We start from the raw sequence: 22,309 nt of genomic DNA, 5'->3' as shown, positions 1-22,309 counted from the left end.
TGACGCCGCAATCCGGGCAGGTCCAGGTCTCCGGCACGTCTTCCCAGCGCGTGCCGGGCGCCAGGCCATCCTCCGGCGCGCCCTTGGCTTCGTCGTAGATGTAGCCACAGACCACGCACATCCAGGTGCGGTACGGGCGTTCGGAATCGGAAGCGGCCATCGGCGCGATAATCATTGGATTGCCGCGATTGTCCCATCCCTGGATGGCCAACGAAAGCGCCCCCCTCTTCTTCTCGAGACCCCTGCCATGCCGATGCACACCGAAGGTTCGCACGCCCTGTTCACCCGCGCCCAGGCCCTGCTGCCCGGCGGCGTCAACTCGCCGGTGCGCGCATTCAAGTCGGTCGGCGGCGAACCGTTCTTCGTGCAGCGCGCCGAAGGCCCCTACCTGTACGACGTGGACGGCAACCGCTACATCGATTACGTCGGCTCGTGGGGCCCGATGATCGTCGGCCACAACCACCCCAGGGTGCTGGAGGCGGTGATCGAGGCCGCGCGCAACGGCCTGTCCTTCGGGACGCCGAATCCGCTGGAAGTCGCGATGGCCGAGACCATCACGCGCCTGGTGCCGGGCTGCGAGATGGTGCGGATGGTGAACTCCGGCACCGAGGCCACGCTGTCGGCGATCCGGCTGGCGCGCGGCGCCACCGGCCGCAGCCGCATCGTCAAGTTCGAGGGCTGCTACCACGGCCACGGCGACAGCTTCCTGGTCAAGGCCGGCAGCGGCGCGCTGACCTTCGGCGTGCCGACCTCGCCGGGGGTGCCGAAGGCGCTGGCCGACCTCACCCTCACCCTGCCATACAACGATTTCGACGCCGCCACGGCGCTGTTCGCGGAATGCGGTGACCGGATCGCCGCACTAATCATCGAGCCGGTGGTCGGCAACGCCAACTGCCTGCCACCACGCGCAGGCTACCTGCAGCACCTGCGTGACTTGTGCACGCAGCACGGCGCGCTGCTGATCTTCGACGAGGTGATGACCGGCTTCCGGGTCGCACTCGGCGGCGCGCAGGCACGCTATGGGGTGACGCCGGATCTCACCACCTTCGGCAAGATCATCGGCGGCGGCATGCCGGTCGGCGCCTACGGCGGGCGCGCCGAGCTGATGCGGCGGATCGCGCCCGCGGGCCCGATCTACCAGGCCGGCACGCTGAGCGGCAACCCGGTGGCGATGGCCGCGGGGCTGGCGATGCTGGAACTGGTGCAGGCGCCCGGGTTCCACGATGTGCTGGAAGCAAAAACGAATGCGCTTTGCGATGGCATGGAAGCGGCCGCGCGCGAAGCCGGCGTGGCCTTCACCACCCAGCGCGTGGGCGGGATGTTCGGGCTGTTCTTCAGCGCCGAGAAGGTGGACACCTTTGCGCAGGCGATGGCCTGCGACAGCGTCGCGTTCAATCGCTTCTTCCATGCGATGCTGGAGCGCGGGGTGTACCTGGCGCCGTCCGCGTTCGAGGCCGGCTTCCTGTCCAGCGCGCACGACGATGCGGTGATCGCGGCCACCGTCGAAGCCGCGCGCGGCGCGTTCAAGGAGCTGCACACATGAGCTCACTGCATCCCGGCACCCTGGCCGTACACGCCGGCCAGCAGCCCGACCCCGCCACCGGCGCGGTGGCCCCGCCCATCCACCTGGCCACCACCTTCCGCCACGGCCCCGCCGGCGAGCGCCTGGGCGGCTACGAGTACCAGCGCGAGGGCAACCCCACCAACGACCGCCTGCGCGAGGCGCTGGCCGCGCTGGAAGGCGGCGCCACCGCGCTGACCTTCGCCTCCGGCATGGCGGCGATGACCACCCTGCTGGAATCGCTGCCGGCGGGCAGCCGCGTGCTGTTTCCTGACGACTGCTACAGCGGGTTGCGCATGCTGTTCAGCGAGTTCCTGCCGGAGCGTGGGCTGGTGGTCGAAACCGTCGACATGGCCGACCTCGATGCCGTGCGCACGGCCTGCGCCGCGCCGCTTTCGCTGCTGTGGATCGAAACGCCATCCAACCCGCTGCTGAAGATCAGCGACATCGCCGCGGTCGCCGCCCTCGGCCACGCCGCCGGCGCGATGGTGGTGGCGGACAACACCTTCGCCACGCCGCTGCTGCAGCGCCCGCTGGCGCTCGGCGCGGACATCGTGATGCACTCGACCACCAAGTACTTCGGCGGCCACAGCGACGTGCTGGGCGGCGCGCTGGTGTTCGCGCGCGATGACGACTTCGCGAAGAAGGTGGCGCACCGGCTGCACGTCACCGGCGCGGTGCTGGCCCCGTTCAGCGCCTGGCTGATCCTGCGCGGCTGCCGCTCGCTGGGCGCGCGCATGGCCATGCACTGCGCGAACGCGCGCAGGCTCGCCGCATTCCTGGCGGCGCATCCGGCGGTGGCGCGGGTGAACTGGCCGGGGCTGCCCACGCATCCGGGGCACGCGGTCGCGGCGGCGCAGATGCGCGACTTCGGCGCGATGCTCAGCATCCGGCTGCACGCGGGGCGCGAGGCGGCGCTGGCGGTGGCCGGCAAGCTGCGCCTATTCACCAATGCCACCTCGCTGGGCGGCTGCGAATCGCTGGTCGAGCACCGCGCCTCGGTGGAAGGCGCGCACCCGCGTTCGCCGCAGGACCTGCTGCGGGTCTCGGTGGGACTGGAGGACGCCGACGACCTGATCGCCGACTTCGCACTGGCGCTGGGCTAAGGAACCTCTGATCAACTCAGAGGTTCCCGCCGGCCATGGAGGGCCGGCCACGCATCCATCACGCAAGTGATGGATGCGTGTGAGCCGAGTCCGGGCCTGTACCGGACCCGGCGTGGGCTGACAACGCCTGGATGGCGTTGTTCAGACCTTCCCCAAGGGCGGCTCAGCCGCCCACGAACGCCGCCAGCGCCTGGCGCAGGCGCGCGAGCCCGGCGGCCACGTCGTCATCGCCGATGGTGAGCGCGGGGACGAAGCGCAGCACGTCGGGGCCGGCCTGCAGCAGGAGCAGGCCGTGCGCGGCGGCGTGATCGAGGATGGCGCCGGCCTGGCCCGCGTGCTCGGATTTCAGCACCGCGCCCAGCATCAGCCCGCGGCCGCGCACCTCGGCGAACAGATCGAACGCGCGGTTCAACGCCTGAAGTCCTTCGCGGAGCGCCTGCGACTGCCGCGCGACGTTCGCCGCGATTTCCTCCGACGCCAGCCGCCGCAGCGCCACCCGCGCCACCGCGGCGGCCAGCGGATTGCCGCCGAAGGTGGTGCCGTGCGCGCCCACCTGCATCGCCTGCGCCACCTTCGGGCCGGCCAGCAGCGCGCCGATTGGAAAGCCACCGCCGAGTGCCTTGGCCAGGGTCACGATGTCCGGCACCACGCCGTCCTGCCAGTGCGCGAACAGGGTGCCGGTGCGGCCCATGCCGCACTGGATCTCGTCCAGCACCAGCAGCGCATCGAAGCGGTCGCACAGCGCGCGCACCGCCTGCAGATAGCCGGGCGCGGCCGGCAGCACGCCGCCCTCGCCCTGCACCGGCTCCAGCAGCACGGCGGCGACGTCGCCACCGGCCAGCGCGGCCTCCAGCTGCGCGATGTCGTTGAAATCGACGTGACGGAATCCTTCCGGCAGCGGCTCGAAGCCCTGCTGGTACTTCGGCTGCGCGGTGGCGGTGACGGTGGCCAGGGTGCGGCCGTGGAAACTGCCGCGGCAGGTGACGATCACGCGCTGCTGCGGCGGCCGGCCGGTATTGGCGGCCCATTTGCGCACCAGCTTGATCGCGGCCTCGTTGGCCTCGGCGCCGGAATTGCACAGGAACGCGCGCTCGGCAAAGCGCGAGGCGGCCACCAGTTCCTGCGCCAGCCGCAGCGGCGGCTCGCTGACGAACACGTTGCTGGTATGCCACAGGCGGCCGGCCTGCTCGACCAGCGCGGCGGTGAGCTCGGGATCGCAGTGGCCGAGGCTGCACACTGCGATGCCGGCGGCGAAGTCCACATAATCGCGGCCTTCGCTGTCCCACAGCCGCGCGCCCCGGCCGCGCGCGAGCAGCATCTGCCGCGGCTGGTACACCGGCAGCAGCACCTGCTGCCCGAGCGCGAGCAGCTCGCCCGCGGAAGGTTCGGCCTGCATCTCACCAGACTCCCGTGTTCGGCATCGAGGCCCAGGGCTCCTGCGGCGGCAGGTGGCCGTCCTGCAGCAGCTCCACCGAGATCAGGTCGGGTGAGCGCACGAACGCCATGTGGCCGTCGCGCGGCGGGCGGTTGATCGTGTGGCCCATGTCCAGCAGACGCTGGCAGATGGCGTAGATGTCCGCGACCCGGAACGCGAGGTGGCCGAAGTTGCGGGCGCTGCCGTAGTCCTCGGTGTTGCCGTTCGCATCCGGCCAGTTGTAGGTCAGCTCGATCTCCGCCTCCGGGCTTTCGTCGGCGGCGAGAAACACCAGGGTGTAGCGCCCGGCGGGATTGTCCATCCGCCGCACCTCGCGCAGGCCCAGGCCGTCGCAGTAGAAGCGCAGCGAGGCGTCGAGGTCGCGCACGCGCACCATCGTATGCAGGTATTTCATGCGGAATCTCCGTGGGGGGACGCCATGATCCCATGAAGCCGGAGTCAAGGCTCGACGTAGAGATCCGGCAGTAGCGGCTGCGCGGGGTCCACCGCGTAGCCGGAAAAATCCGTGATGCCCGCCTCGCGCAGCACGTCCTCGTCGATCAGGAAGCGCCCGCTGAAGCCAGCCGCCGGCCGTACCAGCACCGCGTGCGCGGCATCGGCCATGATGTCCGGCGTGCGCGCATTGGCGCGGCTCACGCCGGGGATCATGTTCAGCGCATCGGTGGCGATCAGGGTGCGCGGCCACAGCGCGTTCACCGCCACCCCCTGCGGCCCGAACTCGGCAGCCAGGCCGAGGGTGACGAAGCTCATCCCCATCTTGGCCAGGGTGTAGGCGGTATGCGGGCCCCACCACTTTGGGTCGAGCGAAGGCGGCGGGCACAGGGTAAGGATGTGCGGGTTCGGCGCCTGCAGCAGGTGCGGCAGGCAGGCCTGCGCGCACAGGAAGCTGCCGCGGCTGTTGACCTGCTGCATCAGGTCGAAGCGCTTCATCGGCGTGTCCAGCGCGCCGCGCAGCCAGATCGCGCTGGCGTTGTTGATGAGGATGTCGATCCCGCCGAACGCATCCACCGTGGCCGCGGCCGCTGCGCGCACCGCGTCCTCGTCGCGGATGTCGCACTGCAGGGCCAGCGCCTTGCCGCCGGCCGCCTCCACCGCGGCGGCGGCGGTGTGGATGGTGCCCGGCAGCTTCGGATTGGGCACCGCCGACTTGGCGGCGATCGCCACGTTGGCGCCGTCGCGTGCGGCGCGCAGCGCGATCGCGAGGCCGATCCCGCGCGAGGCGCCGGTGATGAACAGGGTCTTGCCAGACAGCGTGGTCATGCGCATTCACCGTCTCCGCGATGGGCGGAAGTGTAGCGTCCGCCACCTATAATCGGCCGATGCACAGCGCCTGGTTCGACAACGCCGTTGCCTGGATCGGCGCGCATCCGCACGCGGCGGGGCTGCTGATTTTCCTGATCGCCTTCTGCGATGCCCTGATCGTGCTGGGCGCGTTCGTGCCGGCGCTGCCGCTGCTGATCCCGGTCGGCGTGCTGATCGGCATGGGCACCCTGTCCGGTCCGTACGCGGTGGCCTGCGCCGCGCTCGGCGCGCTGGCCGGCGACGGCCTGAGCTACTGGATCGGCCGCCGCTGGGGCGATCGCCTGCGCGGGGTGTGGCCGTTCCGGCGCTATCCGCAGATGCTGGAGCGCGGCGAGGGGCTGTTCCGCCGCAATGCCTTCAAAAGCATTTTGATCGCGCGCTACGTGGGACCGATCCGGCCATTCGTGCCGGCCATCGCCGGGATGGCCGGGATGCCGCCGGCACGCTACCTGCAGGCCAGCCTGCTCGCCTGCGCCAGTTGGGCGGTGCTGTTCCTGCTGCCCGGCTGGGCGCTGGGCCAGGCGTACGAGGCCGTGGCCGCGGTGGCGGACAAGCTGGCGCTGGTGCTGCTCGGCCTGCTGGGCGCACTGGCCCTGGCCTGGGCCGTGGTGCTGTACAGCTGGCGCTGGTTCGCGCTGCACGCCGACAGCCTGCTGGCCCGGTTGCTGCGCTGGAGCCACCGCCACCCGCTGCTGGGCCGCTATGCCGCCGCCCTGATCGACCGCCGCCGCCCGGAAACCGCGCCGCTGCTGCTGCTGGCGGTGTGCCTGTTCGCGGTGGCCTGGCTGTGGGCCTGGCTGAGCGCTGCGCTGGTGCTGCACGGCGGCCCGCTGCGGCTGGATCACGACGTGCATGCGCTGATGTTCTCGCTGCGCAACCCGCTGGCCGACCGCATGATGGCCACACTGGCCGGACTGGGCAGCGCGCCGGTGCTGGGCAGCGCGTTCGCGGCGGCGCTGGCGTGGCTGCTGTGGCGGCGGCGCTGGCTGGCGGCCGCGCACTGAGCTGGGCGCGGCCGCGGTCGGGCTGGGGCTGACCGCCGGGCTGGACGCGCTGGTGGACATGCCGCGCCCGCCCACCGCCGCCGACGGCTTCGGCTTCCCCTCGATCGCGGTGACCATGACCACCGTGGTATTCGGCTTCTTCGCGGTGCTGATCGCGCGCGAACTGCCCGGCCGCCAGCGGGTGTGGCCCTATCTGCTGGCCGGCATCGCCACCGCGCTGGTCGGCTTCGCGCGTCTGTACCTGGGCGCGCACTGGTTGAGCGACATCCTCGGCGGCGTGCTGCTGGGCAGCGCGTGAGCTGCTGGTGATCGGCATCGCCTACCGTCGCCGCAGCGAGCGCGCGTTCTGGATGCGGCCGCTGGCGTGGACGTTCTACGGCGCATTCGCGCTGGCGGCCGGCTGGTATGCCCCGCGCAGCGCGCCGCAGACGCTGGCGCGGTTCCAGCCGCCGCCGCCCGCCCGGGTGCTGACGCTGGCGGACTGGCGCGCGCACGGAATCCATGATCCGCGCCATCGCTTCGACCTGGAAATCGCCGGCCCGCTGGACGCGCTGCGCCAGCGCCTGCAGGCGCGCGGCTGGCAGGTGCAGCCGGCGGCCGACTGGCTGGCGGTGCTGGGCCTGCTGGACGATGGCCTGACGCCGGCGCAACGCCCGGTGCTGCCGCTGGCGCTGGATGCCCGCCCGGAGGCGCTGCTGCTGCGCCGCGCCGACCCGGCCGACCCCGCGCGCATCGACGTGCTGCGCCTGTGGCCGGCGCCAGCGCGGCTGGCCGACGGCACCCCGCTGTGGGTGGCGCGCTACGATCGCATGCAACTGCGGCGGCGGCTGCGCCTGCTCACCCTGTGGACGCCGACGCCGCCGGCGCACGCGCTGCCGCCGGAGCTGACGACGCTGGCCACGGCGGATCCGCGCCTGCAGCTGGTGGCGCACCCGCGCTGATACGCGCGGCCGACGCAGGACTCATTGCGCCTGCAGGGCCTGCAGGAAGCGGCGCGGCGCGGCGTCGAAGCCGCCGTTGGACATGAACACCACGTGGTCGCCGGCGCGCGCGCGCCGCCAGCGCGGCGATGAGCGCCTCGGCATCCGCCACCGCCACGCCCTCGCCGCGCAGCGCCGCGATCACCTTGCCGGCATCCCACGGCAGTTCCGGGCGGGCCAGGAACACCACACCATCGGCCAGCGCCAGCGACGGCGCCAGCGCCTCCGCGTGCGCGCCGAGGCGCATCGAATTGCTGCGCGGCTCCATCGCCACCAGGATGCGCGCCGCGCCGACCTTGGCGCGCAGCCCGGCCAGGGTGGTGGCGATCGCGGTCGGGTGGTGGGCGAAGTCGTCGTACACGGTAATGCCGGCGTGCCGGCCGACCACTTCCAGCCGCCGCTTGATCCCGCCGAACTGCGCCAGCGCCGGCAGCAGCGCGGCCACCTCGACCCCGGCCGCGGCGCAGGCGGCCAGCGCGGCCAGCCCGTTGAGCACGTTGTGGTCGCCCAGCAGCGGCCAGTCGACGCTGCCGATCTCCTGGCCGCTGCGCAATACCGCGAAGCGGCTGCCGTCGTCGGCCAGCTTGCGCGCGCTCCATTCGAACCCCGGGTCGAAGCCGAAACGCTCCACCGGCGTCCAGCAGCCCATCGCCAGCACTTCGGCCAGGCGCTGGTCATGGCCGTTGACGATCAGCCGGCCGCTGCCGGGCACGGTGCGCACCAGGTGGTGGAACTGGCGCTGGATCGCGGCCACGTCGGGGAAGATGTCGGCGTGGTCGTACTCGAGGTTGTTGAGGATGGCGATCCGCGGCCGGTAGTGGACGAACTTGCTGCGCTTGTCGAAGAACGCGGTGTCGTATTCGTCAGCCTCGACCACGAAGTCGCGCCCGCCGCCCAGCCGCGCCGACACCCCGAAATCCGCGGCCACGCCCCCGATCAGGAAGCCCGGGTCGCACCCGGCGCGGTCGAGCAGGAACGCCAGCAGGCTGGTGGTGGTGGTCTTGCCGTGGGTGCCGGCCACCGCCAGCGTGGTGCGCCCGGGCAGCACGCGTTCGGCCAGCCACTGCGCGCCGGAGGTGTAGCGCATCCCGGCGTCCAGCACGTGCTCCACCGCCGGGTTGCCGCGCGAGAGGGCGTTGCCGATCACCACCTCGTCGCAGTCGGCAGCGATATTGGCGGGCGCATAGCCCCGGGCGAGCGCGATGCCCAGCTGCTCGAGCTCGGGTGGACATCGGCGGGTAGATGTTGGCATCGCTGCCTTCGACCGCGTGGCCAAGCTCGCGCGCGAGCGCCGCGACGCCGCCCATGAACGTGCCGGCGATGCCGAGGATGTGGAGTTTCACGTGCGACTCCCGAAATGATCCAGACGAAGGCTCGAAGCAGGCGAAGCGGCGCGGGACGGCCTCGCAACAAAGCAAGTATCGGGGAGCGAGTTGCGAGACCGTCCCCGCGCCGCTTCGCCGCTCGCCCGCGAAAGTCAGCCGACCTCGTGCCCGGCCTGGATCGCTTCCACGATCCGGGTGAACACCTCGTCCAGCGAGCCCACGCCGTCCACCACGGTCAACTGCCCGTGCTGGCGATAGAACTCGATCACCGGCGCGGTCTTCTCGTCGTACACCTTCAGACGGTGGCGCACCGACTCCGGGGTGTCGTCGGCGCGCCCTTCGATCTTGGCACGCTCGGCCAGCCGCGCGATGATCTGCTCGTTGTCCACCGCCAGCTGCACCGCGAAATCGAAAGCCTGCCCCAGCTCCCGCAGCAGCGCATCCAGCGCCGCCGCTTGGGCCAGGTTGCGCGGATAGCCGTCGAGGATGAAGCCGTTGCGGGCGTCCTCGCGCGAGAGCCGGTCCCTGAGCATGCCGAGCAGGATCTCGTCGCTGACCAGATCACCGCGGGCCATGACCTCGCCGGCCTGGCGGCCGAGCGGGGTGCCGGCGGCGACCTCGGCGCGCAGCAGGTCGCCGGTGGAGATGTGCGGCACCTGCAGGAAATCCTTCAGCCGTGCCGCCTGGGTGCCCTTGCCGGAACCCGGCGCGCCCAACAGAACCAATCGCATCGATCCACTCCTGATGTCATGTCGTCGCGTGACGGCGCTAGACTGCGCCTGCCCGCTGCCCGGCCAGCTTACCGCATTCATCCCAGCCCCCGTCCGGAGACCCCCATGCCCACTGGTACCCTGCTCTATGCCCAGAGCGGCGGCGTCACCGCCGTCATCAACGCCACCGCCGCGGCGGTGCTGCAGGCCGCGCGCGCGCGCAGGGTGCGGGTGCTGGCGGCCCGCAACGGCATCCTCGGCGCCCTGCGCGAGGAGCTGGTGGATGCCTCCGCGCTCACCGCCGCCGAGGTCAAGGCCCTGGCGCACACCCCCGGCGGCGCGTTCGGCAGCTGCCGGATCAAGCTGAAGTCGCTGGCCGAGGACCGCGCCAAGTACGAGCGGTTGCTGGCGGTCTTCCGCGCCCACGACGTGCGCTGGTTCCTCTACAACGGCGGCAACGATTCGGCGGATACCGCGCTGAAGGTGTCGCAGCTGGCCGCCGAATTCGGCTACCCCCTGACCTGCGTGGCGGTGCCCAAGACCATCGACAACGACCTGGCCGTCACCGACTGCAGCCCCGGCTTCGGCTCCGCCGCCAAATACACGGCCGTGTCGGTGCGCGAATGCGCGCTGGACGTGGCGGCGATGGCCGAGACCTCGACCAAGGTGTTCGTGTACGAGGCCATGGGCCGGCATGCCGGCTGGCTGGCCGCCGCCGCCGGGCTGGCCGGCGACGGGCGCGACGCCGCACCGCACCTGATCCTGTTCCCGGAGCGGGTGTTCGACGAGGCCGACTTCCTGGCGCGGGTGGACGCGGTGGTGAAACGCGTCGGCCACTGCGTGGTGGTGGCCAGCGAAGGCATCCGCACCGCCGACGGCCGCTTCGTGGCCGAGGCCGGCGGCCAGGACGGCTTTGGCCACTCGCAGCTGGGCGGGGTGGCCGCGCACCTGGCTGCGCGGGTCAAGGACGCGCTGAGCCACAAGGTGCACTGGGCGCTGCCCGATTACCTGCAGCGCTCGGCCCGGCATCTGGCCTCGCAGACCGATCTCGAACACGCGATGGCCGTGGGCCGCGCGGCGGTGGAGTGCGCCCTGGCCGGGCAGAATGCGGTGATGCCGGTGATCGTGCGCGATGGCGATGCGCCCTACCGCTGGCACGTGGATATCGCGCCGCTCGCGGATATCGCCAACCGCGAAAAAACCATGCCCAAGGGCTTCATCCGCCAGGACGGCTACGGCATCACCGCTGCCGCCCGCCGCTATCTGGCGCCGCTGGTCGCCGGCGAGGCCTCTCCGCCGTATGGCCGGGACGGGCTGCCGGATTACGTTGTTCCCCGCATGCAGGCGGTACGCCGGCGGCTGCCTGGCTGGCATGCCTGACTCCGGACACCCTAGACTCGCACCCGCAATACGCCGCAGACAGACTCGCCACCACCACCCATCCAACGGGGACCCTATGAAGACCGCTCTCATCGCCACCTGCCTGGCCCTGGGCCTGGCCGCCGCCAGCACGCCCGCGCAGGCACAGTTCAACAAGAAGCAGAACGACCCGCAGGGCGCCGCCGCCGGCGCAAACTCACAGGGCGCCGCCGCCAACCTGGAGCACTGCGCCGAGCCGATGGGCACGATCACGGTGGTCGAGGAGCAGGAGGGCGACTGGTACCGCTACCTGACCACCGACCTGCGCCTGCCCTCCACGGTGCCGGTGATCCGCATGCTGATCCAGCAGTCCAACTGCTTCGTGGTGGTCGAGCGCGGCAAGGCGATGCGCAACATGATGCAGGAGCGCGCGCTGATGGACAGCGGCGAGCTGCGCCAGGGCAGCGACTTCGGCAAGGGCCAGATGGTCGCCGCCGACTACACCCTGAACCCCAGCATCAATTTCTCGCAGAGCAACGCCGGCGGCATCGGCGCGGCGCTGGGCATGTTCGGCGGCAAGCTGGGCGGGGTGGGCGCCCTGGTCGGCGGCCTGAAGTTCAAGAAGGCCGAAACCATGCTGACCATGATCGACAACCGCTCCGGCGTGCAGATCGGGGTGGCACAGGGCAATGCCACCAAGACCGATTTCGGCCTGGGCATCGGCGGCGGCAGCGCCGGCGGCTTCGGCGCGCTCGGCGGCTACAGCAACACGCCGGAAGGCAAGGCGCTGGCGGCCGCGTTCGCCAATGCCTACAACAACCTGGTGCGCGCGATGCGCGACTACAAGCCGCAGGAAGTCCAGGGCGGCCTCGGCAAGGGCGGCAAGCTGAAGGTCGGCAACTGAGCCTTCCGCGCCCTGCGCCACCCGCGAACGCCCGGCCCGCGCCGGGCGTTCGCTTTTCCGCGGGCAGCGCGGCATGCGATCCTGCGCCCATGCCCATCCTCATGGTGAAAGCCAAGCCCAACAGCCGCGTCTCCGCGCTCACCCCGCAGGCGGACGGCAGCTGGCTGGCGCAACTGAAGTCGCCGCCGGTGGACGGCAAGGCGAACGCCGAGCTGGTGGCGCTGGTGGCGCAACGGTTCGGCTGCGCGAAATCGCAGGTGCTGGTGAAAACCGGCGCCGGCGCGCGCCTGAAACGGGTGCAGATCCCCGACTGACGTATCGCCGGATGTGCGGTTGCAGCATCGGCTGGCCACCGCAGACCATGCCCGGGTATGCGATAGTCGGGCCGTGCCCGCCGCGCGGCGGGCGCGGCAACCTGACGTCTTCCATTCGAATTCCCGGGGAGGGGTTTCATGCTGGAGCAATATGGTTTGGTGCTGGCGCTGGCCTGTGCCGTCGTCGCAATCGTGTATGGCCTGTGGGCCGCCCTCTGGATCAACCGGCAGCCCGCCGGCAATGAGCGCATGCAGCAGATCGCCGGCGCGATCCAGGAAGGCGCGCAGGCGTATCTCAACCGGCAATACACCACGATCGCCGTCGCCGGCGTGGTGCTGCTGCTGCTGATCGGCGTCTTCCTGAGCTGGCACACCGCCATCGGCTTCGCGATCGGCGCGGTGCTGTCCGGCGCCGCCGGCTACATCGGCATGAACGTCTCGGTGCGCGCCAACGTGCGCACCGCCGAGGCCGCGCGCGCCGGCATGGGCCCGGCCATGAACGTCGCGTTCAAGGGCGGCGCCATCACCGGCATGCTGGTGGTGGGCCTGGGCCTGCTGGGCGTGGCCGGCTACTGGTACTTGCTCACCCATCAGATGGGCGCAACCGCCGCCGAGGCGCTGCACGCGCTGGTCGGCCTGGCGTTCGGCAGTTCGTTGATCTCGATCTTCGCGCGCCTGGGCGGCGGCATCTTCACCAAGGGCGCCGACGTCGGCGCCGACCTGGTGGGCAAGGTCGAGGCCGGCATCCCCGAGGACGACCCGCGCAACCCGGCGGTGATCGCCGACAACGTGGGCGACAACGTCGGCGACTGCGCCGGCATGGCCGCCGACCTGTTCGAGACCTACGCGGTGACGGTGATCGCCACCATGCTGCTCGGCGGGCTGATGGCCGCCACGGTCGGGCAGCACGCGGTGCTGTATCCGCTGGTACTGGGCGGCGCGTCGATCCTGGCCTCGATCATCGGCACTTTCTTCGTGAAGGTCTCCGGCAGCAACCCCAACATCATGGGCGCGCTGTACCGCGGGGTGATCGTGTCGGCCGTGCTCGCGGCGATCGCGTTCTATCCGATCACCACCCAGCTGATGGGCGATTCCAGCTACGGCGCGCTGAACCTGTACGGCTGCGCCCTGATCGGGCTGGTGCTGACCGGCGCCATCGTCTGGATCACCGAGTACTACACCGGCACCCAGTACACGCCGGTGCAGCACGTCGCGCAGGCGTCCACCACCGGCCACGGCACCAACATCATCGCCGGCCTCGGCGTATCGATGAAGTCCACCGCGCTGCCGGTGCTGGCGGTGTGCGCGTCGATCCTCGGCGCCTACACGCTGGGCGGCCTGTACGGGATCGCGATCGCCGCCACCTCGATGCTGTCGATGGCCGGCATGATCGTGGCGCTGGACGCCTACGGCCCGATCACCGACAACGCCGGCGGCATCGCGGAAATGAGCGAGCTGCCGCCGGAGGTGCGCGCCGTCACCGACCCGCTGGACGCGGTGGGCAACACCACCAAGGCGGTGACCAAGGGCTACGCCATCGGCTCGGCCGCGCTGGCGGCGCTCGTCCTGTTCGCGGACTACACGCACAATCTGCAGACCCAGCATCCCGATGTCACCTTCACCTTCGACCTGTCCAACCACATGGTCATCATCGGGCTGCTGATCGGCGGCCTGATCCCGTACCTGTTCGGCGCGATGGCGATGGAGGCCGTGGGCCGCGCGGCGGGCAGCGTGGTGGAGGAAGTGCGCCGCCAGTTCCGCGAGATCAAGGGAATCATGGACGGCAGCGGCAAGCCGCAGTACGACAAGGCCGTGGACATGCTGACCAGGTCGGCGATCAAGGAAATGATCCTGCCCTCGCTGCTGCCGGTCGCGGTGCCGGTGGTGGTGGGCCTGGCGCTGGGCCCGCAGGCGCTGGGCGGGCTCCTGATCGGCACGATTGTGACAGGCATCTTCGTGGCGGTCTCGATGACCACCGGCGGCGGCGCCTGGGACAACGCCAAGAAGTACATCGAGGACGGCCACTTCGGCGGCAAGGGCTCCGAGGCGCACAAGGCCGCGGTGACCGGCGACACCGTCGGCGATCCCTACAAGGACACCGCCGGCCCGGCGGTGAACCCGCTGATCAAGATCATCAACATCGTGGCGCTGCTGATCGTGCCGCTGCTGCCGGTCACCCCCACCCCATCGTCCGGCAACGCCCGCGCCACCGTCACCGCCACGGCACCCGCGCCGGCGGCAGCCTCTGCGCCCGTGCCGTTCGACGGGACATCACGCTGACCCTGCCGTGCCGCCCGCCTGCATGGCGGGCGGCACGCACTGCACATCGACCCGCCTCGTGCCTGCAATTTCCCCATGAGGGCTGCAATCTCCAACGTCCTGTTCCGGCTGCGCAACGACTTTCAGCTGAGCATGATCTCGGTACTGGGCGCGATCGGCGTGCTGGCCATCCTGCCGTTCAGTCTGCTGCGCTTCTGGCAGGGCAATCCGGTCGCCGGCAGCGCCGATTTGCTGGTGGCCAGCCTCATCTGCGGCAGCGCGCTGTATGCCTGGCGCGGCGGCAATCCCGACCGCGCCGGCTTGACGATCGCACTGTGCAACACGATCGGCAGCCTCGTCGTGGAGGCCCTGCTGGGGAAGGCGGGCCTGTACTGAGCTGTACGTGGCCATGCTGGCCAATTCCTTCATCACGGGCCGCAATATCGCGGTCACCCTGGCGCTGGCCGGGATCGCGCTGGCGCAATTCATTCCCGGCGCATTCGACGATCCCGTGCAGCGCGCCAGCGTGGTCACCACCCAGCTGCTGGTCGCGCTGTTCGCGTTCATTTTTGCCCACCGTACGGCCGTGCAGCACCGGATGCTGGAAACCCTGGCCACCCACGATGCCCTGACCGGCGCCCGCAACCGCCGCGCGCTGGAGCAGGAACTGGACATCGCCATGGCGGCCAGCGCGCGCCAGTTGCGCCCGAGCGCGCTGCTGCTGTTCGATCTCGACCACTTCAAGCAAGTCAACGATCGCTACGGGCATGAGGCCGGCGACCAGGTGCTGTGCCAATTCGTGGCCCTGATCCACTCCCACACCCGCGCCAACGATCGTCTGTTCCGCTACGGCGGCGAGGAGTTCGTGCTGCTGCTCGAAAATACTGGCATTGCCGGCGCCCAGGCGGCCTTCGCCAAACTGCAGGCGCTGGTCCACGCCAGGTTGCGCGTACAAGACATGCCGGTCACCGTATCGGCCGGCGGTGCCGTCCTGCAGCCGGGAGAAACGCGCGAGCAATGGCTTGCGCGTGCCGATGCCGCGCTGTACCGGGCCAAGCAGAACGGCCGCGACCGTCTGGAAATCGCGGATTGAGCCTTGCTGGACATTTTGTCCCAGAACGGCCTGTGCGCTTGTATATTAGGAATATCTGAAATAATGTATGCCGGGTTCTGCCACGACGGACACCGACGGCCATGGCAACCGACCACTCCCGCGCTCCGGGCCTTGCGTCGCCCTGGGCCTGGCTGCGCCGCCACCTGCTGCTGCTGATCGCGATCAAGCTGTGCCTGCTCAGCCTGCTCTTCATGCTGTTCTTCGGCCCCGGCCAGCGCCCGACGGTCGATGCCGACGCGGTGGCCCGCCAGCTGCAATCTCCTTCCGTTCCCTCGTCATCGAGGTAAGCCGTCATGCCTGACCTGCACGTCGTCGATCTCTCGCGATTGCAATTCGCGATCACCGCGCTCTATCACTTCCTGTTCGTGCCGCTCACGCTGGGGCTGGCGCTCTTGCTTGCGATCATGGAAAGCGTGTACGTGATGACCGGGCGCGTCATCTGGAAGCAGATGGTGAAGTTCTGGGGCGTGCTGTTCGGCATCAACTTCGCCATGGGCGTGGCCACCGGTATCACCATGGAGTTCCAGTTCGGCACCAACTGGGCCTACTACTCGCACTACGTCGGCGACATCTTCGGCGCGCCGCTGGCGATCGAAGGTCTGATGGCGTTCTTCCTGGAGAGCACCTTCGTCGGCCTGTTCTTCTTCGGCTGGGACCGCATGAGCAAGCTGCAGCACATGGTCATCACCTGGCTGATGGCGCTGGGCGCCAACTTCTCGGCGCTGTGGATCCTGATCGCCAACGGCTGGATGCAGAACCCGGTCGGCGCCGAGTTCAACTTCCAGACCATGCGCATGGAGGTGACCGACTTCGCCGCGGTGCTGTTCAACCCGGTGGCGCAGTCGAAGTTCGTGCATACCGTGAGCGCCGGCTATGTCACCGGCGCGATGTTCGTGCTGTCGATCAGCGCCTGGTACCTGCTCAAGGGCCGCAACGTGCAGTTCGCGCGGCGTTCACTCGCGGTCGCCGCCAGCTTCGGCCTGGCCGCGGCGCTGAGCGTGGTGGTGCTGGGCGACGAGAGCGGCTACACGGTCTCCGAAAACCAGAAGATGAAGCTGGCCGCGATCGAAGCCGAATGGCACACCGCACCGGCGCCGGCGCCGTTCACCCTGTTCGGCATTCCGGACATGCAGACGCATGAAACCAAGGCCGCGATCAAGATCCCGTGGGCGCTGGGCCTGATCGCCACCCGCTCGCTGGACGAGCAGGTGCACGGCATCCACGACCTGGTGGAGCAGAACAAGCAGCGCATCCGCAACGGCATCGCCGCGCACGCCGCGCTGAACGCGGTGCGCGCCGATCCGGACAACCCCGCCAAGCGTCAGGCCTTTCTGGACAAGCGCGACGACCTCGGCTTCGGCCTGCTGACCATGAAGTACGTGGACGATCCGGCCAAGGCCGACGAGGCGGTGATCGAGAAAGCGGCCTGGTCCACCGTGCCGAACGTGCCGGTGCTGTTCTTCTCGTTCCGGATCATGGTCGCGCTGGGCTTCTTCTTCATCGCCCTGTTCGCGTGGGCGTTCTACCTGGCCAGCGTGCGCAAGCTGGACAACCGGCTGTTCCTGCGGGTGGCGTTCTTCAGCCTGCCGCTGCCGTGGGTGGCGGCGGAGCTGGGCTGGATCGTGGCCGAGTACGGACGCCAGCCGTGGGCGATCGACGGCGTGCTGCCGACCTTCCTGGGCGTGTCCTCGACCAGCGCGGCGCAGGTGACCGGCAGCCTGGTCGGCTTCGTCGTGCTGTACACCACGCTGGCGGTATTCGACGTGTTCCTGATGCGCAAGATGGCCAAGGCCGGGCCGGAAGGCCTGAAGCTGTGGCCGCTGCCGCAGGCGCAGATGGCGCACGAGACCGAGACCACAACGTCCCCGCAGAACGCCCCGCAGACCAAGGAGAACGGCCATGTTTGATTACGGCACCCTGCGCGAGATCTGGTGGCTGCTGCTGGGCATCCTGCTGATCGGCTTTGCCGTCACCGACGGCTACGACCTGGGCCTGGGCGCGATCTACCGCTTCATTACCCGCGACGACACCGAACGGCGGATGGCGCTGGAGGCGATCGAACCGCACTGGGAAGGCCACCAGGTGTGGTTCGTCCTCGGCGGCGGCGCGGTGTTCGCGGCCTGGCCGATGCTGTATGCGGCCGCATTCTCGGGCTTCTACTTCGCCATGCTGCTGGTGCTGCTGGCGCTGATCCTGCGCCCGGTCGGCTTCAACTTCCGCAACAAGGTCGCACACCCCGCCTGGCGCAACCTGTGGGACTGGGCGCTGACGGTGGCCGGCGCGGTGCCGGCGCTGGTGTTCGGGGTGGCGTTCGGCAACCTGTTCCTGGGCGTGCCGTTCCATCTCACCGACACCCTGCTGCCGGTGTACGACGGCCATTTCTTCGGCCTGTTCCACCCGTTCGCGCTGCTGGCCGGTGTGGTCAGCCTGGCGATGCTGGTGATGCACGGTGCCGGCTTCGCGGCGATGAAGGTGGAAGGCGCGGTGGGCGATCGTGCACACAAGGTCGCCAAGGGCGCGGCGGCCATCACCCTGCTGGCGTTCATCGCCGCAGGTGCGTGGCTGAGCGTGCTGCCGGGGCATGCCATCGTCGGCCCGGTGGCCACCGACGCGCCGTCCAACCCGCTGCACAAGCAGGTCGTGGTGAGCGCCGGCGCGTGGCTGGCCAACCAGCAGGCGCATCCGGTGCTGTGGCTGGTGCCGACGCTGGCCGCGCTCGCGATGCTGCTGGTGGTGGTGGTGCGCCAGCGGGTGGCGGCCTTCGTCGCCAGCTGCGTGGCGGTGGCCGGCGTGATCCTGACCGCCGGCATCGCGCTGTTCCCGTTCCTGCTGCCCTCGGCGACCGCCCCGGCGCACGGGCTGACCGTGTGGGACGCCTCGTCCAGCGCACGCACGCTCGGGATCATGCTGTTCGCGGCGGTGGTGTTCCTGCCGCTGATCCTGGCCTACAGCACCTGGGCCTTCCGCATCATGCGCGGGCAGGTGACCCGCGCGCAGGTCGAAGAACACGCCCGTCATGGAGGTGGCTACTGATGTGGTACTTCTCGTGGATCCTCGGCATCGCGTTCGCGGCGGCCTTCGCCATCCTCAATGCGATGTGGTACGAAATGAAGAGCGACCGCGCGCGCGGCGTGAAGGCGCCGTTCCAGGCGCCCTGATCGGCGCGATGGCGCGGCTGGCCTCGCTGCTGCTCGGCGCGCTGCTGGCGCTGGGGCTGCTGTTCCTGCCCGCTGCGCGCGGGCGGGAACTGAGCGCCGCCGAGCACGGCTGGATGACCCTGGTGCTGCTGGCGGTGTGCGCGCTGTTCGTGCACGGCAGCGGCTTCCGCTTCGAATCCGGCGTGCTGCGCCGGCTGTTCTCGCCACTGCTGCTGTGGCCGGTGGCGCTGGCCTGCGCCACCGGCTTCGCCTGGCGCGCCGCGGCCTGACCCGCGCGCGGCGCACCGGCGCCTGCGCTCAGCGGTACTGGCGCAGGTAGCGCTTCTCGAACGCTGCCTTGGCCCAGTGCATCAGCCGCAGCGGCGGCAGGGCGCGCCCGCCGTCGCCCTTGCGGGTCACCAGCAAGCCGCGGTCGAGGGTATCCACGATGCAGATCAGCTCGGCGGTGAACGCTTCTTCCACCGGCTCGCCGCGCAGGGTGCGCAGCAGATTGCGCGCCGCCACCTCGGCCTGCAGATCGGCCTGGTGCGCCTGCTTGGGCAACCAGTCGGGACCGGGAAGCTGCCGCCATCCCCGGCCACGAAGGTGCAGGCCACGCCCGGCACCCGGCACTGCGCATCGCCCTGCACGAAGCCGCCCGGCGAACGCGGCAGCGCGGTCGCATCCAGCCACGCCTGGCCGGTCAGGCCGGGCATGAAGACGGTCATCGCGCTGTCGAGGCGGGTGCGTTCCAGCTGCACCGCGTCCGGCTCGCAACGCACCGGCTTCTCGCCCAGCACGGTGTCGATGCCGCGCTTGCGCATCTCGTCCAGGAGCATGCCCACCGCTTTTTCGCCCAGCCGCTGGCCGGGCCTGTCGGAGGGGCTGAAGAACACCAGCCGGAAGCGCTCGCGCCGGCGCTGCCTGCGCAGCAGGGTGTCGATCCCGAACAGGAACTCGAACACCGGCCCGCCGCGCATGGCGACCGGCTCGTTCGGATTGGCGCCGAAGCCGAAGCACAGCGTGCCGCCGTCCAGCGCCGCCAGGCGGTCGCGGATGGCCTCGCCGGCGGCGATGCCGTCGCAGGGAATGATGGCGTGCTCGATCCCAGGCAGCTTGCGCAGGAAGCGCGCGCCGGTGGCGAGGAGCAAGCCGTCGTTGCGGACATCACCGGCGTCGGTGTGCAGCACCCGCGCATCCGCCGACAGCCCGGTGGCGTGCGCTTTATGGAAGCCGATGCGCTGGCGGGCAAGGAAGTCGTCCAGCGGCACCACCAGATCCTCGCGCCGGCGGGTGCCGGCGGGCGGCTCAGATGCTGCCCGGCAGGTAGTGCAGCTCGGCGCGCGGCGCGACCAGGGTCAGCGCGGCCTCGGGCGCGTGCCGGCGCAGGGTGCGCAGTGCGGTCAATCCGGCGAAACCGGCGCCGACCACGGTGATGCGCGGCGCGTTCATTTCGCCTCCGGTGCGCGCAGGCCCAGATGCTGCCGCAGCGGCGCTTCCAGATGGGTCAGCCCGGCGGCCTTGCCCAGGGCCAGCGCCTGCGCCGCTCCGGCGTGATCGAACTCGAACTGCTCCAGCGCCAGCAGCGCGCCGGCGCGGTTGCCGCTGGAGCAATGCACCAGCACGCCGGCGTGCGCCTTGCCCAGCACCGCGTGCAGGGCGCGCGCGTTGGCCTCGGTCAGGCCCTGGCCGCCAGCCACCGGGATATTGACGTAGCGCAGCCCGGCACCGCGCACCTCGGCGGATTCGTCGCGCCCCTTGAGCTCACCCGGCACGCGCAGATCGACCACCGTGCGCACCCCGTGCGCCTTCAGCGCGCGCCAGTCGCCCGGCGCCGGCTGGCCGGAGGTATACAGCCCCGGCAGCGGTTCGTAGAGCTGCACTGCGGTCACCGCCGGCGCGCTCGGAGCGTGCGCGCAGCCGCCGGCCACCGCCAGTGCCAGCAGCACGCCCGGGATCATCGCCCGTCTCATGCCTGGGTCTCCCGCGGGGCGGACAGCTCGTCGAACGCACGCAGCGCCTCGGCGGCATAGATCATCGACGGGCCCGCGCCCATGTAGATCGCCATCGACAGGGTCTCCAGCAGTTCCTCGCGGCTGGCGCCGGCCCTGATCGCCGCCTTGGCGTGGAAGCCGATGCAGCCGTCGCAACGCACCGCGACCGAGATCGCGGTGGCAATCAGCTCCTTGGTCTTGGTGTCGAGTGCGCCGGGCTTGAGCGCTTCACGGGCCAGCCCGGAAAAGGCGCGCATCGGCTCTGGCGCGCCGGCGCGCAGCGCGGTGATCGCCGCATTGAGATCGTCGATGAGGTCGGGGAAGGATTGGCTCACGGCGGCATCCTGCTGGAATCAAAGGTAGTGGCGGGTCCAGCGCACGATGTCGGCCGCGCCCATGGCGCCGGCCTGGCGCGCGAGCTCGCGTCCCTGCCGGAACAGGACCAGGGTGGGAATGCTGCGAATACCGAAGCGCGCCCCCAGCGCCGGCTGCGCTTCGGTGTCGACCTTGGCCAGGCGAACCTGCGGCTCGAGCTGCGCGGCAGCGGCCTCGAACTGCGGGGCCATCATCCGGCACGGGCCGCACCACGGCGCCCAGAAATCGACCAGCACCGGCAGCCCGGCGCGCTCCACCTGCGCATGGAAACCGGGCTCATCCAGCGCCAGCGGCTTGCCGGCAAACAGCGCCGCGCCGCATTTGCCGCACTTGGGATGTTCCGCCAGCCGCGCCTGCGGCACGCGGTTGAGCGCGTGGCAGGCCGGGCAGGCGATGAGCAGGGATGCAGATTCGTTCATATGTACTCCATGCGCATGCCTGCCGGACTTGCTGCATGCGCCACCAGTGGACGAGTGCCTCTTGTCCGCCCTACAGATCCTCTCCGACGCCATAGGGATAGCGGGTATGGCCGTAGCGCACCACCAGCACCGCCACCGCCAGCACCAGGATGGCGCTGGCGCCGGCCAGCAGCGACCACGGCGCGGCCAGCGAGGTGTCGGTCATCATGTGCCGGGCCACGCCGACCATGGCGATGTACAGCGGCATGCGCACCGACATCTTGCCCTTGCTCCAGTACATCCCGACCAAGGCCACCATCTCCAGGTACATGAACAGCAGCAGCAGGTCGGGGATGTCCACCTTGCCCTTGCCGAGCATGTGCAGGACCTCGGCCACCATCGCGACCAGGGTGGCGGCCAGGATCACCATCAGCCCGGCGCGCTCCAGCAGGCGGATGCCCTGCCCCACCGTGCGCACCGGGCGCGCCAGCGCCGGGGTGCCGCCGTCATCGATCATCGCGACCTCCTCGCGCCGACACCCGCATCAGCTCATCGCCCGGGATGAACTCCGCGCCGTCGGCATCCACTATTTTCACGTCCACCTGCATGCCCTCGCGCACGCTCTGGGTGACGATGCAGAACTGCTCGAACTGCGCCAGCACGCGCTCGAAATGCTCCAGCTGCGCCGCCGGATCGGCGAGGCGGATGGTCACCTCCGCACGCGGGATCCGCCAGCGCCCCTCTGCGTTGCGTTCCTTGCGCGCGCTGATCTCGGCGCGGATCGGGCCGGGGCTGTTCTTGAACTTGCGCAGGGCGAACACCAGGCTGGCCGACAGGCAGTTGGCCACGCCCGCCAGCAGCAGCGCGGATGGATTCGGGCCGGCACCGCCCCCGAGCGGCGCGGGTTCGTCGGTATGCAGCGCCTCCAGCGTGGTGCCGTCGAAGCTGACCTTGAAGGCATATGCACCCTCCTGTTCCAGGACCAGGCGGATGCCATCGGTGTCGCTCATGTCACGTGCTCCTTCTCATCGG

Annotated in this window: 26 protein-coding genes and 2 pseudogenes (1 of these 28 cut by a window edge); 14 read left to right on the top strand and 14 right to left on the bottom strand. The window is 70.3% G+C overall.

The window, feature by feature from the left end; all coding sequences use genetic code 11:
• Window positions 1-160, bottom strand: partial view of a rubredoxin gene (locus LJB71_RS03555; protein ID WP_259303110.1) — the 5' portion only. Its footprint begins 32 nt before the window's first position; only the first 160 of its 192 coding nucleotides appear in the window; its start codon is at window positions 158-160; its stop codon lies beyond the left edge, outside the window.
• Between the two features lie 93 nt (window positions 161-253).
• Here LJB71_RS03555 and hemL point away from each other — a divergent pair, with 93 nt between their 5' ends.
• Together hemL and LJB71_RS03545 are read left to right on the top strand one after the other, a co-directional pair.
• Window positions 254-1,543: a glutamate-1-semialdehyde 2,1-aminomutase gene (gene hemL, locus LJB71_RS03550; protein WP_259304727.1), complete on the top strand. Its 1,290-nt coding sequence runs from the start codon at window positions 254-256 to the stop codon at window positions 1,541-1,543.
• The gene (locus LJB71_RS03545; RefSeq protein ID WP_259303109.1) at window positions 1,540-2,667 is read left to right on the top strand and encodes a PLP-dependent transferase; all 1,128 of its coding nucleotides are present in this window, start codon (window positions 1,540-1,542) and stop codon (window positions 2,665-2,667) included. The genes hemL and LJB71_RS03545 overlap by 4 nt, the downstream gene beginning before the upstream one ends.
• Before the next feature lie 163 nt (window positions 2,668-2,830).
• On the opposite strand, the gene LJB71_RS03540 is transcribed toward LJB71_RS03545, so the two are convergent.
• From LJB71_RS03540 to LJB71_RS03530, 3 genes are read right to left on the bottom strand one after another with little or no spacing between them, the layout of a single operon-like run.
• On the bottom strand, window positions 2,831-4,063 hold the full coding sequence (locus tag LJB71_RS03540) for an acetylornithine transaminase (protein ID WP_259303108.1): 1,233 nt from the start codon (window positions 4,061-4,063) through the stop codon (window positions 2,831-2,833).
• 1 nt (window position 4,064) lies between these two features.
• The gene (locus LJB71_RS03535; RefSeq protein WP_259303107.1) at window positions 4,065-4,496 is read right to left on the bottom strand and encodes a VOC family protein; all 432 of its coding nucleotides are present in this window, start codon (window positions 4,494-4,496) and stop codon (window positions 4,065-4,067) included.
• A 44-nt stretch (window positions 4,497-4,540) separates the two neighbouring features.
• Complete coding sequence (locus LJB71_RS03530; protein WP_259303106.1) at window positions 4,541-5,362, bottom strand: NAD(P)-dependent oxidoreductase; 822 nt, start codon at window positions 5,360-5,362, stop codon at window positions 4,541-4,543.
• 59 nt (window positions 5,363-5,421) lie between these two features.
• Here LJB71_RS03530 and LJB71_RS03525 point away from each other — a divergent pair.
• Window positions 5,422-7,202, top strand: a pseudogene (locus tag LJB71_RS03525) (VTT domain-containing protein); the annotation flags it as partial.
• Between the two features lie 168 nt (window positions 7,203-7,370).
• On the opposite strand, the pseudogene mpl reads toward LJB71_RS03525, so the two are convergent.
• Window positions 7,371-8,695, bottom strand: a pseudogene (gene mpl / locus LJB71_RS03520) (UDP-N-acetylmuramate:L-alanyl-gamma-D-glutamyl-meso-diaminopimelate ligase).
• A gap of 170 nt (window positions 8,696-8,865) precedes the next feature.
• Window positions 8,866-9,444 carry an adenylate kinase gene (locus LJB71_RS03515; RefSeq protein WP_259303105.1) on the bottom strand — a complete coding sequence of 193 codons (579 nt, stop codon included), beginning with the start codon at window positions 9,442-9,444 and terminating at the stop codon, window positions 8,866-8,868.
• A gap of 105 nt (window positions 9,445-9,549) precedes the next feature.
• On the opposite strand from LJB71_RS03515, the gene LJB71_RS03510 reads away from it, so the two are divergent.
• The 11 genes from LJB71_RS03510 (at window position 9,550) to LJB71_RS03460 (ending at window position 18,800) form a co-directional block, all read left to right on the top strand.
• Window positions 9,550-10,803 carry a 6-phosphofructokinase gene (locus tag LJB71_RS03510; protein ID WP_259303104.1) on the top strand — a complete coding sequence of 418 codons (1,254 nt, stop codon included), beginning with the start codon at window positions 9,550-9,552 and terminating at the stop codon, window positions 10,801-10,803.
• A 76-nt stretch (window positions 10,804-10,879) separates the two neighbouring features.
• A complete protein-coding gene (locus LJB71_RS03505) occupies window positions 10,880-11,686 on the top strand; it encodes a CsgG/HfaB family protein (RefSeq protein ID WP_259303103.1) in 807 nt (268 codons plus the stop codon).
• A gap of 89 nt (window positions 11,687-11,775) precedes the next feature.
• On the top strand, window positions 11,776-12,000 hold the full coding sequence (locus LJB71_RS03500; protein WP_259303102.1) for a DUF167 domain-containing protein: 225 nt from the start codon (window positions 11,776-11,778) through the stop codon (window positions 11,998-12,000).
• 138 nt (window positions 12,001-12,138) lie between these two features.
• Window positions 12,139-14,280, top strand: a complete 2,142-nt coding sequence (locus LJB71_RS03495) for a sodium-translocating pyrophosphatase (RefSeq protein WP_259303101.1) — start codon at window positions 12,139-12,141, stop codon at window positions 14,278-14,280.
• Between the two features lie 75 nt (window positions 14,281-14,355).
• Entirely contained in the window at window positions 14,356-14,655 is a 300-nt protein-coding gene (locus LJB71_RS03490) for a hypothetical protein (RefSeq protein WP_259303100.1), read from the top strand.
• A 13-nt stretch (window positions 14,656-14,668) separates the two neighbouring features.
• On the top strand, window positions 14,669-15,352 hold the full coding sequence (locus tag LJB71_RS03485) for a GGDEF domain-containing protein (RefSeq protein WP_259303099.1): 684 nt from the start codon (window positions 14,669-14,671) through the stop codon (window positions 15,350-15,352).
• A gap of 101 nt (window positions 15,353-15,453) precedes the next feature.
• Complete coding sequence (gene cydP / locus LJB71_RS03480; protein ID WP_259303098.1) at window positions 15,454-15,660, top strand: cytochrome oxidase putative small subunit CydP; 207 nt, start codon at window positions 15,454-15,456, stop codon at window positions 15,658-15,660.
• Between the two features lie 6 nt (window positions 15,661-15,666).
• Window positions 15,667-17,280 carry a cytochrome ubiquinol oxidase subunit I gene (locus LJB71_RS03475; protein ID WP_259303097.1) on the top strand — a complete coding sequence of 538 codons (1,614 nt, stop codon included), beginning with the start codon at window positions 15,667-15,669 and terminating at the stop codon, window positions 17,278-17,280.
• Window positions 17,273-18,406, top strand: a complete 1,134-nt coding sequence (cydB, locus tag LJB71_RS03470; RefSeq protein ID WP_259303095.1) for a cytochrome d ubiquinol oxidase subunit II — start codon at window positions 17,273-17,275, stop codon at window positions 18,404-18,406. The genes LJB71_RS03475 and cydB overlap by 8 nt, the downstream gene beginning before the upstream one ends.
• Window positions 18,406-18,531 (top strand): cytochrome bd-I oxidase subunit CydX, encoded by a 126-nt coding sequence (cydX, locus tag LJB71_RS03465; RefSeq protein WP_259303094.1) that lies wholly within the window; start codon window positions 18,406-18,408, stop codon window positions 18,529-18,531. The genes cydB and cydX overlap by 1 nt, the downstream gene beginning before the upstream one ends.
• Before the next feature lie 8 nt (window positions 18,532-18,539).
• The gene (locus tag LJB71_RS03460; protein WP_259303093.1) at window positions 18,540-18,800 is read left to right on the top strand and encodes a cyd operon YbgE family protein; all 261 of its coding nucleotides are present in this window, start codon (window positions 18,540-18,542) and stop codon (window positions 18,798-18,800) included.
• A gap of 28 nt (window positions 18,801-18,828) precedes the next feature.
• Here LJB71_RS03460 and LJB71_RS03455 read toward each other — a convergent pair whose 3' ends face one another.
• From LJB71_RS03455 to LJB71_RS03420, 8 genes are all read right to left on the bottom strand, one after another.
• Complete coding sequence (locus tag LJB71_RS03455; protein WP_259303092.1) at window positions 18,829-18,993, bottom strand: hypothetical protein; 165 nt, start codon at window positions 18,991-18,993, stop codon at window positions 18,829-18,831.
• Window positions 18,966-19,781, bottom strand: a complete 816-nt coding sequence (locus LJB71_RS03450) for an FAD/NAD(P)-binding oxidoreductase (protein ID WP_259303091.1) — start codon at window positions 19,779-19,781, stop codon at window positions 18,966-18,968. Before LJB71_RS03450 ends, LJB71_RS03455 begins: the two co-directional genes overlap by 28 nt.
• Window positions 19,782-19,818: 37 nt before the next feature.
• Window positions 19,819-19,962, bottom strand: coding sequence for a hypothetical protein (locus LJB71_RS03445; protein ID WP_259303090.1), 144 nt, complete (start codon window positions 19,960-19,962; stop codon window positions 19,819-19,821).
• Complete coding sequence (locus LJB71_RS03440; protein WP_259303089.1) at window positions 19,959-20,483, bottom strand: sulfur transferase domain-containing protein; 525 nt, start codon at window positions 20,481-20,483, stop codon at window positions 19,959-19,961. The genes LJB71_RS03445 and LJB71_RS03440 overlap by 4 nt, the downstream gene beginning before the upstream one ends.
• On the bottom strand, window positions 20,480-20,839 hold the full coding sequence (locus LJB71_RS03435) for a carboxymuconolactone decarboxylase family protein (RefSeq protein ID WP_259303088.1): 360 nt from the start codon (window positions 20,837-20,839) through the stop codon (window positions 20,480-20,482). The genes LJB71_RS03440 and LJB71_RS03435 overlap by 4 nt, the downstream gene beginning before the upstream one ends.
• Window positions 20,840-20,857: 18 nt before the next feature.
• Entirely contained in the window at window positions 20,858-21,298 is a 441-nt protein-coding gene (gene trxC / locus LJB71_RS03430) for a thioredoxin TrxC (protein WP_259303087.1), read from the bottom strand.
• A 70-nt stretch (window positions 21,299-21,368) separates the two neighbouring features.
• Window positions 21,369-21,794, bottom strand: coding sequence for a phosphate-starvation-inducible PsiE family protein (locus tag LJB71_RS03425; RefSeq protein WP_259303086.1), 426 nt, complete (start codon window positions 21,792-21,794; stop codon window positions 21,369-21,371).
• Window positions 21,784-22,287, bottom strand: coding sequence for an OsmC family protein (locus LJB71_RS03420; protein WP_259303085.1), 504 nt, complete (start codon window positions 22,285-22,287; stop codon window positions 21,784-21,786). The genes LJB71_RS03425 and LJB71_RS03420 overlap by 11 nt, the downstream gene beginning before the upstream one ends.
• Window positions 22,288-22,309: the final 22 nt, after the last annotated feature.

It is taken from the genome of Thermomonas sp. S9, assembly GCF_024704365.1.
GTDB lineage: Bacteria > Pseudomonadota > Gammaproteobacteria > Xanthomonadales > Xanthomonadaceae > Thermomonas.
Note: the sequence above shows the minus strand (reverse complement) of the source record. Positions and strands in the feature narration are given on the sequence as shown.

Bases quoted from the DNA above. Each gene is read 5' to 3' on its own strand.
- hemL (WP_259304727.1), top strand. From the start codon at position 254: ATGCACACCGAAGGTTCGCACGCCCTGTTCACCCGCGCCCAGGCCCTG.
- LJB71_RS03545 (WP_259303109.1), top strand. From the start codon at position 1,540: ATGAGCTCACTGCATCCCGGCACCCTGGCCGTACACGCCGGCCAGCAG.
- LJB71_RS03540 (WP_259303108.1), bottom strand. From the start codon at position 4,063: ATGCAGGCCGAACCTTCCGCGGGCGAGCTGCTCGCGCTCGGGCAGCAG.
- LJB71_RS03535 (WP_259303107.1), bottom strand. From the start codon at position 4,496: ATGAAATACCTGCATACGATGGTGCGCGTGCGCGACCTCGACGCCTCG.
- LJB71_RS03530 (WP_259303106.1), bottom strand. From the start codon at position 5,362: ATGACCACGCTGTCTGGCAAGACCCTGTTCATCACCGGCGCCTCGCGC.
- LJB71_RS03515 (WP_259303105.1), bottom strand. From the start codon at position 9,444: ATGCGATTGGTTCTGTTGGGCGCGCCGGGTTCCGGCAAGGGCACCCAG.
- LJB71_RS03510 (WP_259303104.1), top strand. From the start codon at position 9,550: ATGCCCACTGGTACCCTGCTCTATGCCCAGAGCGGCGGCGTCACCGCC.
- LJB71_RS03505 (WP_259303103.1), top strand. From the start codon at position 10,880: ATGAAGACCGCTCTCATCGCCACCTGCCTGGCCCTGGGCCTGGCCGCC.
- LJB71_RS03500 (WP_259303102.1), top strand. From the start codon at position 11,776: ATGCCCATCCTCATGGTGAAAGCCAAGCCCAACAGCCGCGTCTCCGCG.
- LJB71_RS03495 (WP_259303101.1), top strand. From the start codon at position 12,139: ATGCTGGAGCAATATGGTTTGGTGCTGGCGCTGGCCTGTGCCGTCGTC.
- LJB71_RS03490 (WP_259303100.1), top strand. From the start codon at position 14,356: ATGAGGGCTGCAATCTCCAACGTCCTGTTCCGGCTGCGCAACGACTTT.
- LJB71_RS03485 (WP_259303099.1), top strand. From the start codon at position 14,669: ATGCTGGCCAATTCCTTCATCACGGGCCGCAATATCGCGGTCACCCTG.
- cydP (WP_259303098.1), top strand. From the start codon at position 15,454: ATGGCAACCGACCACTCCCGCGCTCCGGGCCTTGCGTCGCCCTGGGCC.
- LJB71_RS03475 (WP_259303097.1), top strand. From the start codon at position 15,667: ATGCCTGACCTGCACGTCGTCGATCTCTCGCGATTGCAATTCGCGATC.
- cydB (WP_259303095.1), top strand. From the start codon at position 17,273: ATGTTTGATTACGGCACCCTGCGCGAGATCTGGTGGCTGCTGCTGGGC.
- cydX (WP_259303094.1), top strand. From the start codon at position 18,406: ATGTGGTACTTCTCGTGGATCCTCGGCATCGCGTTCGCGGCGGCCTTC.
- LJB71_RS03460 (WP_259303093.1), top strand. From the start codon at position 18,540: ATGGCGCGGCTGGCCTCGCTGCTGCTCGGCGCGCTGCTGGCGCTGGGG.
- LJB71_RS03445 (WP_259303090.1), bottom strand. From the start codon at position 19,962: ATGAACGCGCCGCGCATCACCGTGGTCGGCGCCGGTTTCGCCGGATTG.
- LJB71_RS03440 (WP_259303089.1), bottom strand. From the start codon at position 20,483: ATGAGACGGGCGATGATCCCGGGCGTGCTGCTGGCACTGGCGGTGGCC.
- trxC (WP_259303087.1), bottom strand. From the start codon at position 21,298: ATGAACGAATCTGCATCCCTGCTCATCGCCTGCCCGGCCTGCCACGCG.
- LJB71_RS03425 (WP_259303086.1), bottom strand. From the start codon at position 21,794: ATGATCGATGACGGCGGCACCCCGGCGCTGGCGCGCCCGGTGCGCACG.
- LJB71_RS03420 (WP_259303085.1), bottom strand. From the start codon at position 22,287: ATGAGCGACACCGATGGCATCCGCCTGGTCCTGGAACAGGAGGGTGCA.